At 73.5% G+C, this 13947-nt stretch carries 9 protein-coding genes; 4 read left to right on the forward strand and 5 right to left on the reverse strand.

Annotation, left to right across the window (positions count from 1 at the left end; translation table 11 throughout):
• Positions 1-27: 27 nt before the first annotated feature.
• The 4 genes from Q8791_RS05445 to Q8791_RS05460 all read right to left on the reverse strand — a co-directional run bounded on the left by Q8791_RS05445 (position 28) and on the right by Q8791_RS05460 (position 6193).
• Entirely contained in the window at positions 28-990 is a 963-nt protein-coding gene (locus tag Q8791_RS05445; RefSeq protein WP_330090479.1) for an ABC transporter permease, read from the reverse strand.
• On the reverse strand, positions 987-2630 hold the full coding sequence (locus Q8791_RS05450; protein ID WP_330090480.1) for a sugar ABC transporter ATP-binding protein: 1644 nt from the start codon (positions 2628-2630) through the stop codon (positions 987-989). Before Q8791_RS05450 ends, Q8791_RS05445 begins: the two co-directional genes overlap by 4 nt.
• A 36-nt stretch (positions 2631-2666) precedes the next feature.
• Entirely contained in the window at positions 2667-3773 is a 1107-nt protein-coding gene (locus tag Q8791_RS05455; RefSeq protein ID WP_330090481.1) for an ABC transporter substrate-binding protein, read from the reverse strand.
• Positions 3774-3865: 92 nt separating this feature from the next.
• Positions 3866-6193: an AbfB domain-containing protein gene (locus tag Q8791_RS05460; RefSeq protein WP_330090482.1), complete on the reverse strand. Its 2328-nt coding sequence runs from the start codon at positions 6191-6193 to the stop codon at positions 3866-3868.
• Positions 6194-6478: 285 nt separating this feature from the next.
• Between Q8791_RS05460 and Q8791_RS05465 the strand changes: the two genes are divergently transcribed.
• Positions 6479-7492, forward strand: coding sequence for a LacI family DNA-binding transcriptional regulator (locus Q8791_RS05465; protein ID WP_330090483.1), 1014 nt, complete (start codon positions 6479-6481; stop codon positions 7490-7492).
• 51 nt (positions 7493-7543) lie between these two features.
• Here Q8791_RS05465 and Q8791_RS05470 read toward each other — a convergent pair whose 3' ends face one another.
• Positions 7544-8416 carry a PaaX family transcriptional regulator gene (locus Q8791_RS05470; RefSeq protein WP_407941964.1) on the reverse strand — a complete coding sequence of 291 codons (873 nt, stop codon included), beginning with the start codon at positions 8414-8416 and terminating at the stop codon, positions 7544-7546.
• 172 nt (positions 8417-8588) lie between these two features.
• On the opposite strand from Q8791_RS05470, the gene Q8791_RS05475 reads away from it, so the two are divergent.
• The 3 genes from Q8791_RS05475 to Q8791_RS05485 all read left to right on the forward strand — a co-directional run bounded on the left by Q8791_RS05475 (position 8589) and on the right by Q8791_RS05485 (position 13935).
• A complete protein-coding gene (locus Q8791_RS05475) occupies positions 8589-9713 on the forward strand; it encodes an acyl-CoA dehydrogenase family protein (RefSeq protein ID WP_330090485.1) in 1125 nt (374 codons plus the stop codon).
• Positions 9714-9801: 88 nt separating this feature from the next.
• Positions 9802-11427, forward strand: coding sequence for an AMP-binding protein (locus Q8791_RS05480; RefSeq protein WP_330090486.1), 1626 nt, complete (start codon positions 9802-9804; stop codon positions 11425-11427).
• A 132-nt stretch (positions 11428-11559) separates the two neighbouring features.
• On the forward strand, positions 11560-13935 hold the full coding sequence (locus tag Q8791_RS05485; protein WP_330090487.1) for a bifunctional salicylyl-CoA 5-hydroxylase/oxidoreductase: 2376 nt from the start codon (positions 11560-11562) through the stop codon (positions 13933-13935).
• The last annotated feature ends 12 nt before the right edge of the window (positions 13936-13947 follow it).

A 13947-nucleotide genomic window follows, 5' to 3' on the forward strand; every position in this document is an offset into this window, starting at 1 on the left:
CCCCCGTCGACGTCCGTGTCGTGCCGGTCATGTTCTCCCCCGGTTCCGGGCCAGGTAGACGGCCGCGATGATCACCGCCGTCTGCGCCATCTGCGTCCACGACGGCGGCAGGTCGTGCTTGATGAGGGTCGCCACGAGCAGCTGCATGAGCACCGCCCCGGCGATGGTCCCGGCGACGCGCACCCGTCCGCCCGTCAGCGGGGTGCCGCCGACCACGACCGCGGTGATCGCCGACAGCTCGATGAGGACGCCCACCGAGTTGGGGTCGCTGGCCTGGAGCCGGGCCGTGGTCAGCACACCGGCGACAGCGGCCAGCGCCCCGCACAGCATGTAGACCAGCAGCAGCGTCCGGCGCACCGGCAGCCCCGACAGCTCGGCGGCCCTCCGGTTGCCCCCGACGGCGACCAGCCCGCGCCCGAACACCGTCCGCCGCACCAGGAACAGCACGACCACGACCAGGACGGCGGCGATCCACACCACGTAGGGGAGTCCGGCGAAGGAGCCCGAGCCCAGCTCGCGCAGGCCAGGGTTGCGGATTCCCTCCAGCTGCGGCAGCAGCACCAGGGCCAGCCCGCGCCCGCCGATCATCATCGCCAGCGTCGCGATGATCGCCTGTACCCCGGCGAACGCGACCAGCGCGCCGTTCACGGCGCCGGCCGCCGCGCCCACAGCCACGGCGACCAGCACGGCGACGACCGGCCCGTACCCCAGGTAGAGGGAGATCATCGCCGCGGACAGCGCCATCACCGAGCCCACGGAGAGGTCGATCCCGCCGGTCGCGATGACCAGCGCCATCCCCAGCGCCACGATGAGGACCGGCGCCACCTGTACCGCCTGGACCCGGAGGTTCTCCAGGGACAGGAAGTGGGGGGTGAACGCGATGTTGAACAGCACGATCGCGGCCACGCCCACGTAGACGCCGTAGTCCTGCAACCACGGGACGACCGCGGCCAGGCCCGGCCGCGCCGGCACCCGAGTCGGTGTGCTCATTCCCGCCCTCCGTCCCCCGCGTGCGCGTCCTTCCGCCCCCCGCCGGCGGGCGCTCCGCCGTCACCGCCCGGTCCGGGCGGGCTCCCCGGCGCGGTCGGGCCTCCCGGTGGGGTTCCGCCCTCCGCGATGGCCGCCATGAGTCCCCGTTCGGTGACCCCGTCGCCGGTGAGCTCGCCGACCACCGCGCCGTCCTTGAGGACCACCACCCGGTCGGCCCCCTCCACCAGCTCCTCCAGGTCGGAGGAGATGAGCAGGACGCCCAACCCGGCCTCCGCCAGCTCGTCCACCAGGTTCTGCACCTCCGCCTTGGCGCCGACGTCGATGCCCCGGGTGGGCTCGTCCAGCAGCAGGACCTTCGGGTTCAGGGCCAGCCACCGGGCCAGCAGCACCTTCTGCTGGTTGCCGCCGGAGAGCTCCTCCACCTTCTGGGAGGGGCCGACCGCCTTGATCCGGAGGCGTTCCATGAACACCTCCACGACCCGGTCCACCCGGCGTTCGGACACCAGGCCGAACCGGCTGAGCCGGGGGAGGGCGGCCAGGGCGATGTTCTCCCTGACCGACAGGCCCGGGATGACTCCCTCGTGCTTGCGGTCCTCGGGCAGCAGGCTGATCCCGGCCCGGATCGCGCCCGCCACCGTCCGCCGGCGCACCGGCACCCCGACCACCGAGACCCGGCCCGCGTCCAGGGGCAGTGCCCCCGCGACCGCCTTGGCGGTCTCGGTCCGACCGGAGCCGAGCAGGCCGCCCAGGCCCACCACCTCACCCGGCCGGACGCGCAGCGACACCCCGTGGAGCCGGTGCCGCGCGGTCAGGCCCTCGGCCTCCAGCACCGGGGTCCCGTCCCGCGCCCCGTGGCCCCCGGAGAACGTGGTGGAGCCCTCGCGCCGGACCTCCTCCACGTCCCGGCCCAGCATCAGGGCGATGAGCCGCAACCGCTCCAGGTCGGCCATCGCGCCGCTGTGCACGACCCGGCCGTCCCGCAGGACGGTGACCCGGTCGCACACCTCGTACAGCTCGTCCAGCCGGTGGCTGACGTAGACCACGGAGATGCCCCGCTCGCGCAGCGACCCGATCACGTCGAACAGGGTCCGCACCTCGCGCGGCTCCAGGGACGACGTCGGCTCGTCCATGACCACCACCCGGGCGTCCGAGGTGACCGCCCTGGCCAGGGCGACCATCTGCCGGGCGCCGATGGACAGCTCCCGCAGGGGGCGCCGCACGTCCGCGTCCACCCCGTGGGCGCGCAGCACCTCCCCGGCCTCCCGGTGCATGCGCGGGAAGTCGATCAGCCCGAACCGCCGCGGCTCCCGCCCCAGGTACAGGTTGCGGGCCACGCTCAGCAGCGGCAGGAGGTTCACCTCCTGGTAGATCGTGGAGATCCCCGCTCTCTGCGCCCGCAGCGGGGTGTCGAACCGGACCGGTGCGCCCAGGTACTCCAGGTCGCCGCCGTCCGCCCGGTGGACCCCCGTCAGGAGCTTGATCAGCGTGGACTTGCCCGCGCCGTTCTCCCCGACCAGGGCGTGCACCTCGCCGGGACCCAACGCGAAGTCGACCCCGTCCAGGGCGAGGACCCCGGGGAACCGCTTGGTCAGCCCCCGGGTCCTCACGACCGCCCCGGACCCGCCACCGCGGCCGCTCACGGCCGGACCCCGTCCGGACGCCGGCGGAGGAGGGGATCAGTAGGCATCGCCGACCTCCTCCTCGGCGTTCGAGGAGTCGTACTCGCGGTCGGTGATGATCAGCTGGGTACCGACCTCCTCGCCGGCGCCGAACGCCTCGGCGGCCTCGAAGGCGAGCGGGCCGAACCTCGGGTTGGACTCCACGACCCCGGAGATCCACCCGTCGACGATGTACTCCACGGCCGTTCTCGTGCCGTCGACCGTGACGATCCGGACGTCCCCGGCCCCACGGCCCGCGCCGCCGAGCGCGGTCACCGCGCCGATGCCCATCTCGTCGTTCTGCGCGTAGATGCCGTCGATGTCGGGCTGGGACTGGATGAGCTGTTCGGTGACGGACTGGCCGCCCTCGCGGGTGAAGTCGCCGGACTGCTCGAAGACCAGCTCGATACCGGGCGCCTCGGCCTCGATCCGCTCCTTGAAGCCCTCGGTCCGCTCGGTCGTGACGTTGTTGCCCGCCGCGCCGAGCAGGATCGCCACCTCGCCCTCGCCGTCGAGGGCGGCGATCATCTGGTCCGCGGCCCGGCGCCCCTGCTCCACGAAGTCGGAGCCGATGAAGGTGACGAAGTCCTCACAGGCGGTGCCGTTGATGGCCCGGTCGACGGTGATGATGGGGATCCGGCGCTCGGCGGCCTCGTCCAGGACCGGCTTCCAGCCGTCGGAGTTGAGCGGAGCGATGATGAGCACCTCCGCCCCCTGCGACATCAGGTCCTGCACGTCGCTGATCTGCTGGGAGAAGTCGGACTGCGCGTTGGCGGTGATCAGGTCGACGCCCCGCTCCTCGGCCTCGGTCCTGATCGACTCGGTCTCGGTGATGCGGAACGGGTTGGACTCCGCCTCGGACTGGGAGAAGCCGACCCTGACCTCGGACAGGTCGAAGGGCTCCCCGCCGTACCGGTCGACGGTGCAGGTCTCGTCCCCGGCGGCGGCCTCGTCCAGGACCTGGGCCTGTCCGCTGCCGTCTCCGCCGGACTGCGCCTGTCCGCCGTCGACGTCCTCCTCGCCGCGCGCGCAGCCCGAGGCGAGGAGGACCGCGGCGGTACACGCCGCGGCGGCGGCCACCAGCGGGCCGCGCCGCGGTGTCGGGTCGTGGGGGTGTTCGTTCATGTTCCGGTCCTCCGGGGGGTTCGGGGAGGGGTGGGGGAGCGGCGGGGGCGTCGGGGCGGGGGCGCCCCCGCCGCGGGGGCGGTGCCGGCTCGTCACCCGGCCCAGGGGGCCTCGAGCGCCCACGTCACGTCCTCCGCGTAGCGGTCGGAGGTGTCGCGGGGCGCGCCGGTGCCGCCTGCGCCGGACAGCCACAGCTCGCTGTCGTAGTGGCGCAGGAACTTGTCGGGGAAGTTGTAGGAGCGGAAGGACACGCCGTCGCCGCCCAGGCCGGGAACCGCGCACCAGGTCGCGTCCTCCTCGAACAGGGTGGAGCCGTCGGACGGCTCCCTGCTCACCCGGGACTCGGCGTGGCGCAGGTACTCGCCGGGACGGTTGTGGGACTCCAGGGAGAAGCACGCGTCGTCGGCAAGGCCGGGGACGATCCGCCAGGTGGCGTCGGCCCTGAGCAGGGCGGAGCTGTCCTCGTCCACCGGTGCGGTGAACGCCAGCCCGTTCTCGTGCCGGAGGTAGCGGTCCTCGTGGCCGGGGGTGGTGACCCGCAGGGAGTACGCCCCGGTGTCGACCTCCTCGCGACCGCCCACCGGGCGTCCCGCGATGAGGTCGGCGTGGGCCGCGGCCGCCGCCTCCTGGTCGATCTTCAGGACCTGCCGGTCGTAGGTCCACATGCCGTTGAGTTCGTTCTCCACGTCGGTGATCTCGGTGTAGATGGCCGCGGAGAGCCCGTGGGTGCGCTCCAACCGCTGCACCCCGGCCATGAGGCCGACGTAGCGGGTGGTGAGGGAGTCGGAGTCGGAGAGCATCTCGTAGCCGAAGCCGTCACCGGGGCTCCACTCGTGGCCCTCGACGCGCAGGCCGTAGCCGCCGAACTCGCCGAGCACCGAGATGCGTGTGTCGGTGGCCGGGGCCGGGTTGCCCGGTCCGACGTAGATGTGGGAGTCGACGGCGTCGCCGTTGCCGGTGTCGTGCCATCCGGACGCGCCGGTGACCAGGCGGGAGGGGTCCTGTTCCTTGACCTCGTCGGTGATGCGGGCCCCGTCGTACTGGCCCCAGCCCTCGTTGAACGGGATCCAGTGCGTGACGGACGGGAAGGAGCGGTGCTCGTCGACCATCTCCCGCAGTTCGGCCTCGAACTGGTCCTTCCCGGCCTGTCCGGGCTCGGCGGTCGTGTTGGGCATGTCCTGCCACACGATCAGCCCGAGCACGTCGGCCCAGTGGTACCAGCGGTCGGGCTCGACCTTCACGTGTTTGCGCACGGTGTTGTAGCCGAGGTCCTTGTGGGCCTGGAGGTCGAACCTCAGGGCCTCGTCGGTCGGGGCGGTGGAGATGCCGTCCGGCCAGTACCCCTGGTCGAGGGTGCCGACCTGGAAGACGTACTCGCCGTTGAGCAGCGGGCGCAGCACCCCGTCCACCTCGCCCACGGAGACCGACCGCATGCCGGTGTACCCGGCGACACCGTCCACCGTCTCGCCGTCCTGTTCGAGGGTGACGTCGATGTCGTAGAGGAAGGGGTCGTCGGGGGACCACAGGTGCGGGTCGGGGACCGGCACGGTGATCGCGGAGTCCGGGGGGCCGGTCGCACTGCCGACCTCGGTGCCGCCGTCGCGGACCGTGACGCGGGCGGTGGTCCCCTCGGCCCCCTCGGTGTTGACCACGACCTCGACCTGCTCGCCGTCCACGTCGGGTGTGACGTCCAGCCGGGTGACGTGGGCGGGGGCGACCGGCTCCATCCACACCGTCTGCCAGATGCCGGAGTAGGCGGTGTAGAAGATGCCGCCGGGGTCGAGCCGCTGCTTGCCGACCGCCTGGTCGCCGGAGTCCGTGGGGTCGTACACCCCGACCACGATCTCGTTCTCGCCCCCGGTCAGCTCGTCGGCGACGTCGAAGGAGAACTTGTCGTAGCCGCCGGAGTGGGATCCGACCTCCGTGCCGTTGACCCAGACCGTGGCCTGCCAGTCGACGGCTCCGAAGTTGAGCAGCACGCGCTGCCCGTCCCAGGACTCGGGGACCTCGAAGGTGCGGCGGTACCACATGCGCTCGTGGTGCTCCTGGACACCGGACAGGGCCGACTCGACGGGATAGGGGACCAGGATCTCCCCCTCCAGGGGGGTGCCGAGGGGCGGTTCCTCCCCCTCGGCCGCCGGGGCCCACTCCCAGAGCCCGTTGAGGTTCTGCCAGTCCTCGCGCACCATCTGCGGGCGCGGGTACTCGGGGAGGGCGTTGTCGGGGGAGACGTCCCCTGTCCAGGGGGTCTCCAGGGGGTCGGCGGCGCCCGCAGGCTCGGCGGGCCGCCCGGCCGCGGCGGGGCTCGCCCCCAGGGCCGGGACGAGGAGGAGCGCGGCCAGGGCGGCCGTCAGGTAGCGGGAGGGCGGGGAAGTCGGCGGGTTCGTCGGCGGGGGGTTTCCGGGGGGTGTACGTCGCATGCGGATGCTCCGTGTTCGCGGGCGCGGTCCCCGCCCCGCGCCCGCGGGCACCGGGGAGTGGACTCGCACTTTTTACAACGTGGAAAACCTGACTTCACGAAGATGAGAGCATGGCGCTCGAATCCTGTCCAGACCTCTCACGGGGAAATCAGGACATGAGGAACATTCGGATCTGGCCGCGTTCCGCGGAGTCTCCGCTGGACAGGGGGATGGCGTCTCCCGGACCCCGAGTTGTATAACGATGTAAAATCTGCCGGACAGGAAGTCCAGCACCGAGGAGGGTCAGTGGGCATCAGCCTGAAGGACGTCGCGCAGCGGGCGGGGGTGTCGATCAAGACGGTGTCCAACGTCGTCAACGGCTACCGGCACGTCACCCCCGAGACCCGGCAGCGCGTCCAGCGGGTCATCGACGAGCTCGGATACCGCCCCAACCTCACCGCCCGGCACCTGCGCAAGGGCCGCACCGGGATGATCGCCCTCGCCGTGCCCGAACTCGGCAACCCCTACTTCGCCGAACTCGCCGACGCCGTCATCGAGCACGCCGCCGGCCTGGACTACATCGTGCTGCTGGACCACACCGGAGGCCGCCGCGACCAGGAGGTCCTGTTCGCGCAGGGGTTCCGCGCCCGGGTCATCGACGGGCTCATCCTCAGCCCGATCGAGCTGGAGAACGAGGACCTGCTGGCCCGGGGCAGCGACGCCCCCCTCGTCCTGCTGGGGGAGCGCCAGTACGACGCCCCCTACGACCACATCGCCATCGACAACGTCGCCGCCGCCCGCACGGCCGCCGCCCACCTGGTGGAGATCGGCCGGAGGCGCATCGCGTTCATCGGCGCACGGCACGGCCGGGCCCGGGCCACCGCCCACCAGCGGCTCCGCGGGTGGCGGGAGGTCATGTCCGAGACCGGCCGGCCCGCCGGGGAGGACCTGGTGGCGGCCACCGACGGCTACACCCGCGAGGACGGGGCCCAGGCGATGGCGCGGCTGCTGGACTCCGGAATCCGACCGGACGCCGTGTTCTGCTACAACGACCTGATCGCCGTCGGAGCCATGCGCACCCTCGCCGAGCGGGGACTGCGCGTCCCCGACGACGTGGCCCTGGTCGGCTTCGACGACATCGAGGAGGGGCGCTACGCGGCCACGACCCTGACCACCGTCGCCCCGCACAAGAGGGCCATCGCCAGAGCCGCCACGGACGCGCTCCTGGAGCGCCTGGCGGGGGAGGGCGAGATCGCGCCGCGCCGTATCCAGCCGGGGTTCGCCCTGGTCACCAGGGAGAGCACCGTCGGGAGGCCGTGAGCCCCGCACGGCGCCACGCGGCCGGGCCGGTCGTGCAGGGGCGTCGGCAGGTCAGCGGGGTCCGGCCGGGCCCGTGGCCTCGCGGACGTGCTCCAGCCCCGGGCCGCGGAGCAGGGCGTGCAGGTCGAAGAACACCCGCGCGGCCCTGCTCCCCGCCCACTGCTCCGGCAGGAGTTCGGGCGGAAGGCCCGGGTCCAGGTAGGGCATGCGGCGCCAGGCGTCGACGGCGCGCAGGTGGTCGGCGAAGGCCGTCGCCCGCCGCTCGGGGCCGTCAGCCCCCCGTCCCCGCCGCCACGCGCCCAGCACGGGCTCGTGCTCGTCCAGGAACTCCTGGTACATGGACTGCAGGGCGGGCAGGTCCCACCAGGTCGCGACCGCCTCGGTGAGGTCGCTGAAGTCCAGGTGCGTGGCGTGGAACAGCTCCACGTAACCGTCCATGCCCAGGTCGCGGAGGGTGCTGCGGGCCTGGTCCGTCATGTGCGCCGGGGCGATCCACACTCCCGCGGTGGTGGTGCCGAAGCCGAGGCGGGTGAGCTGGGCGCGCAGGGCGTGGCGCCGCCTGCGCTCCGACTCGGGGACGGAGAACACGACGAGCACCCAGCCGTCGCGGATCTCGGCGACCCGGTGCCCGAAGATCCGCCTGTCGCCCTGGGCGAGGATGCGGCGCCCCTCCTCGGAGAGCCGGTACCCGGCCGCGCCGCCGATGCGCTCGGAGGCGAGCAGGCCCCGCAGTTTGAGGCGGGAGACGGACGAGCGCACGGAGGGGGCGTCCACGTCGAGGCCGCCCATGAGGGCGATGAGGTCGGCGACGCCGATCCACCCGCCGACGTCCCGGGCGTAGGTGCCGAAGAACGACACGATGAGCGAGCGGGGGCGCCGGTTGACGCGCTCGCCGTCCGCGGAGTTGTCGGCCTGTTCTTCGATGGACGTCACGCGGACACGATAGCGCTCCGGAGCCCCTGTTCAGTCACGGCGTTCCGTACCAGGGACCTCGATGACCACGTCCCAAGATCGCACATAAAGCTCTCTTGACGGTCGTCATGCTTCCTGTACATTGACGATGTGGGGTGGGTCACTACGAGAGTCGAGGTCGCCCATGGGCTTCTCCCTCAACGACGACGACCAGGACTTCGCGCGCTGGGTCGACGAGCGCGCCGCCGCGATCGACGCCCCGCCCCCGGAGACGGCTGGCCGGGTCGACCGGCCGCTCCTCCTCCGACTGGCCGGCCTCGGCCTCCTCCCGGCGCTCCTCCCCGGCGCGGACGGCGGAGGGCCCCCGCGCGAGGCCAGCGCCACCCGCCTCTGCCTCCTGCGCGAACGCCTCGCCCGCGTCGACACCCACGCCGAGACCGCGCTCGCCCTCCAGGGCCTGGGCGCCTACCCCGTCCTCCAGTCCGGCACCGAGCGCCAGCGCCGGCACTGGATACCCCTCGCGGCCTCCGGGGAGGCCGTCGCCGCCTTCGCCCTCTCCGAGCCCGACGCCGGGTCGGACGCCGCGGCACTCGCCCTGCGCGCCGACCCCGTCGGCGACGGCTGGCGGCTGCGCGGCGAGAAGACCTGGATCTCCAACGCCCCCGACGCCGACTTCTACACCGTGTTCGCCCGCACCACCCCCGGCACCCGGTCGCGGGGCGTCACCGCCTTCCTCGTCCCCGCCGACCGGCCCGGCCTGGACGGCACCCCGCTGGACATGCTCTCCCCGCACGCCCTCGGCCACCTGGTCTTCGACGGGGTCCCCGTCGGTCCCGAGGACGTCATCGGACGGCCCGACCAGGGCTTCTCCGTGGCCATGCGCACCCTCGACCTGTTCCGGCCCAGCGTCGGCGCGTTCGCCGTCGGCATGGCGGACGCCGCCCTCGCCGCCGCCAGGGCGCACACCGGGAGGCGGCGCGCCTTCGGCGGACCGCTCGACGGACTCCAGACCGTCGCCCACACCCTGGCCGAGATGGCCACACGCACCGAGGCCGCGCGCCTGCTCGTCTACTCGGCGGCCGAGGAGTACGACACCGGGGGCGGGAACGTCACCGTCCGCTCCGCCATGGCCAAGCTCCTGGCCACCGAGACCGCCCAGTACGTCGTCGACGCCGCCGTCCAGCTCCACGGCGCCCGCGCCCTGCGCCGGGGCCACCTCCTCGAACACCTCTACCGGGAGGTCCGCGCCCCCCGCATCTACGAGGGAGCCTCGGAGGTACAGCGCCAGATCATCGCCCGGCACATGTGACCCGGACCGGGCACGCCGGGAGCCCGCACGCGGACCAACCCCGCGAAGGCCCCGCCCGCAGCGTCCTCACCACCCGAGGAGGTCCACCATGACACCACCGCTGTCACCCACCGGATACGCCGACACCTTCGTCCGGGACCATCTGCCGCCCGCCGACCAGTGGCCCGTGCTCACCTTCGACCCGCCCGTCCCGCGCTACCCGGACCGGCTCAACTGCGCGGAGGAGCTCCTCGACGGCAGCATCGCCGCCCACGGCGCCGACCGCCCCTGCCTGTTCGGCGACGACGAGGCGTGGACCTACGGGGAACTGCGCGACAGGGTCGGCCGCATCGCCAACGTGCTCGTCGGGGAGAGAGGGCTCCGCCCCGGGCAGAGGGTCCTGTTGCGCGGGCCCAACTCGCCCTGGCTCGCCGCCTGCTGGCTCGCCGTCATCCGGGCCGGTGGAGTGGCCGTCACGGTCCTGCCGGTCCTGCGCGCCGGAGAACTCGCCACCGTCATGACCGCCGCCCGCGTCACCCACGCGATCTGCGACGCCCGGTTCCTGGACGACCTGGCAGCGGCCGGAGACACCCTCCCCGCGGCACCCGACGTCCTCGCCTACGGCGGGGACGGCCCCGACGACCTCACCTCCCTCGCCGCCGGGAGCCCCGCCGGGTTCGCGGCGGTCCGGGTCGCCGCCGACGACGCCTGCATGATCGCCTACACGTCGGGCACCACGGGACGGCCCAAGGGCTGCGTGCACTTCCACCGCGACCTGCTCACCATCGCGGACACCTACTCCGCGCACGTCCTCGCGCCCGTCCCCGACGACGTGTTCACGGGCAGCCCCCCGTTCGCCTTCACGTTCGGGCTCGGCGGTCTGCTCGTCTTCCCCCTGCGCGCCGGGGCCGCCTCGATCCTGCTGGAGAGGCCCCGCCCCGAAGCGCTCCTCGACGCGGTCTCCCGCCGGGGCGCCACGATCGTGTTCACCGCGCCGACCGCGTACAGGGCCATGCTCGCCCGGGTCGGCGAGTACGACCTGTCCGGCCTGCGACGCTGCGTCTCGGCGGGGGAGCACCTCCCCGCCGCCACCTGGCAGGCCTGGTACGACGCCACCGGGGTCCGCATGCTCGACGGCATCGGCGCCACCGAGATGCTGCACATCTTCGTCTCCGCCTCCGACGCCCACACGCGCCCCGGCTCCACCGGTCTGCCGGTCCCCGGATTCACCGCGGCCGTCCTGGACGACCACGGGAACCCCGTCCCCGACGGCGAGCCCGGCCACCTGGCCGTGCGCGGCCCCGTCGGCTGCCGCTACCTCGACGACGACCGCCAGCGCGAGTACGTCAGGCACGGCTGGAACTACACCGGCGACACCTACGTCCGCGACGGCGACGGCCACCTCTGGTACCGGGCGCGCAGCGACGACATGATCATCTCCGCCGGGTACAACATCTCCCCCTCCGAGGTCGAGGAGGCGCTGCTCTCCGCACCCGAGGTCGAGGAGACCGCCGTCGTCGGCGCGGACGATCCCGAACGCGGCCGGATCGTGCGCGCCTACGTCGTCCTGCGCGACGGGGCCACACCGGGGGACGCCAGCGCGCAGAGGCTCAAGGACCACGTCCGCGCGCGGATCAGCCCGTACAAGACCCCGCGCTCGGTGGTGTTCCTCGCCGCGCTGCCTCGCACCGCCACCGGCAAGCTCCAGAGGTTCAAGCTGCGCGAGGCCCCCTGACCGGGGACGAAGCGCCGGCGCCCCGCGGCGCCCGCCCCCCGGCGGGTCCCACGGCGTCGGCGGCACCCACGCTCCAGTGACACCGGCGACGCCGTCCGCCCGCCGGGGGCGGCGGCCAGGAAGGCGGACCGCATGCGCATCGCATGTGTCGGGGGAGGCCCCGGCGGACTCTACCTCGCGGCGCTCGTGCGCCGGATCGACCCGGGACACCAGGTCACCGTGTACGAGCGCGACGCTCCCGACGACACCTTCGGCTTCGGCGTCGTGCTGTCCGACGAGACCCTCGGCGGTATCGAGCACGCCGACCCCGAGGTGTACGCGGCGCTCGCGGGCGAGTTCGCCCGGTGGGACGACATCGACGTCCACTACAGGGGCGCCGTCGTCACCTCCGGAGGGCACGGATTCGCCGCCATCGGACGCCGCCGCCTCCTCCAGATCCTCCGCGACCGCTGCACCGCTCTGGGCGTGGACGTGCGCGTGCGCACCCCGGCGCCGCCCGTGGAGGAGCTGGCGGCCGACCACGACCTCGTGGTGGCCGCCGACGGAGCCCACAGCCGCGTCCGCGCCGCCTACGCCGAGGACTTCGGCACCACCCTCGACGAGCGCGGCAACCGGTTCATGTGGCTGGGCACCGACCTCGTCCTCGACGCCTTCACCTTCCAGGTCCTGGAGACCCCGCACGGCCCCGTGCAGCTGCACGGCTACCCCTACTCCGACGGCGCCAGCACCTTCCTGGTGGAGATGGGCGAGGACGTGTGGCGCGCGGCGGGCTTCGCGGCCTCCGCCGAGGGCCGCGAGTGGAGGCCGGGGGAGAGCGATACCGACGGCATCGCCCGCTGCGGCAAGCTGTTCGCGGACATCCTGGACGGCCACCGCCTGCTGCCCAACAACTCCCGGTGGCAGCGGTTCACCACCGTGCGCAACCGCACCTGGCGCCGCGGCAACGTGGTCCTGCTCGGGGACGCCGCGCACACCGCCCACTTCTCCATCGGGTCCGGGACCAAACTCGCCATGGAGGACGCCCTCGCGCTCGCCGCCGGCCTGCACGAGCACCCCACCGTGGATGCGGCGCTGGAGGCCTACGAGGCCGAGCGCCGCCCCGTCGTCACCAGCACCCAGCGGGCCGCCCAGGCCAGCCTGGAGTGGTTCGAGGAGGTCGGCCGCCACGTCGGACAGGAACCCGTCCAGTTCGCCTTCGACCTCCTCACCCGCAGCCGTCGCGTCACCTACGACAACCTGCGCCTGCGCGATCCCGAGTTCGTGGCCCGCGTGGACGGGTGGTTCTCCGCCCAGGCCGGGACCGACCCCGCCGAGCGCCGCCCGCCCATGTTCCACCCGTTCCGCATCGGCGGGATGGAACTCGCCAACCGGGTCGTGGTCTCCGCCATGGACATGTACTCGGCCGTCGACGGCACGCCGCAGGACTTCCACCTGGTGCACCTGGGGAGCAGGGCGCTGGGCGGCGCCGGGCTGGTCATGACCGAGATGGTGTGCGTGTCGCCGGAGGGCCGCATCACCCCCGGCTGCACCGGCCTGTACCGGCCCGAGCACGAGGAGGCCTGGCGCCGGGTCACCGACTTCGTGCACGAGCGCACCGGTGCCCGGATCGGCGTCCAGCTGGGGCACTCCGGCCGCAAGGGGTCGACCCGCCTCATGTGGGAGGGCATCGACCGACCCCTGCCGGACGGGAACTGGCCGGTGGTCGGCCCCTCGCCGCTGCCGTACCGCGAGGGCGTCAACCAGGTGCCCCGCGCGCTCGACCACGAGGAGATGGCGGCGATCCGGGAGGAGTTCGCCTCCGCCGCGCGCGCCGCCGACCGCGCGGGGTTCGACCTGCTCGAACTGCACTGTGCCCACGGCTACCTGCTGTCGAGCTTCCTGTCCCCTGTGACCAACCGCCGCACCGACCGCTACGGCGGCTCCCTCGCCAACCGGCTGCGCTACCCGCTGGAGGTGATGGAGGCCGTCCGCGCCGCCTGGCCCGCCCACAAGCCCCTGAGCGTGCGGATCTCCGCCACCGACTGGGTGGAGGGCGGCACCACCGCGGACGACGCCGTGGCCGTCGCCCGCGCCCTCGCCGACGCGGGAGCGGACGCGGTCGACGTGTCCACCGGCCAGGTCACGCCGGACGAGAGGCCCGCCTACGGGCGCAGCTACCAGGTGCCCTACGCCGAGCGGATCCGGCGCGAGGTCGGCGTCCCGGTCATCGCCGTCGGCGCCATCTCCTCCTACGACGACGTCAACTCCACGGTGCTCGCGGGCCGCGCCGACCTGTGCGCGCTGGCCCGGCCGCACCTGTACGACCCCCACTGGACACTGCGCGCCGCCGCCGAGCAGGGGTACGACGGGCCGGGTGCCTCCTGGCCCGAGCCCTACCGGGCGGGCAGCCGCCGGCCGCCTACCGGGCGGACGGACGGTCCCCGGCCGCGGCTCGAACTGCTGCGCGCACCGGACGCGGACGCGACCCGGCACCGCCGCTGGCGGCCCGGGACGGCGGGCGGCCGGTGAGGACGCGCCGGT

The organism is Nocardiopsis codii, assembly GCF_036327455.1.
In the GTDB taxonomy this organism is placed as follows: Bacteria; Actinomycetota; Actinomycetes; order Streptosporangiales; family Streptosporangiaceae; genus Nocardiopsis; species Nocardiopsis codii.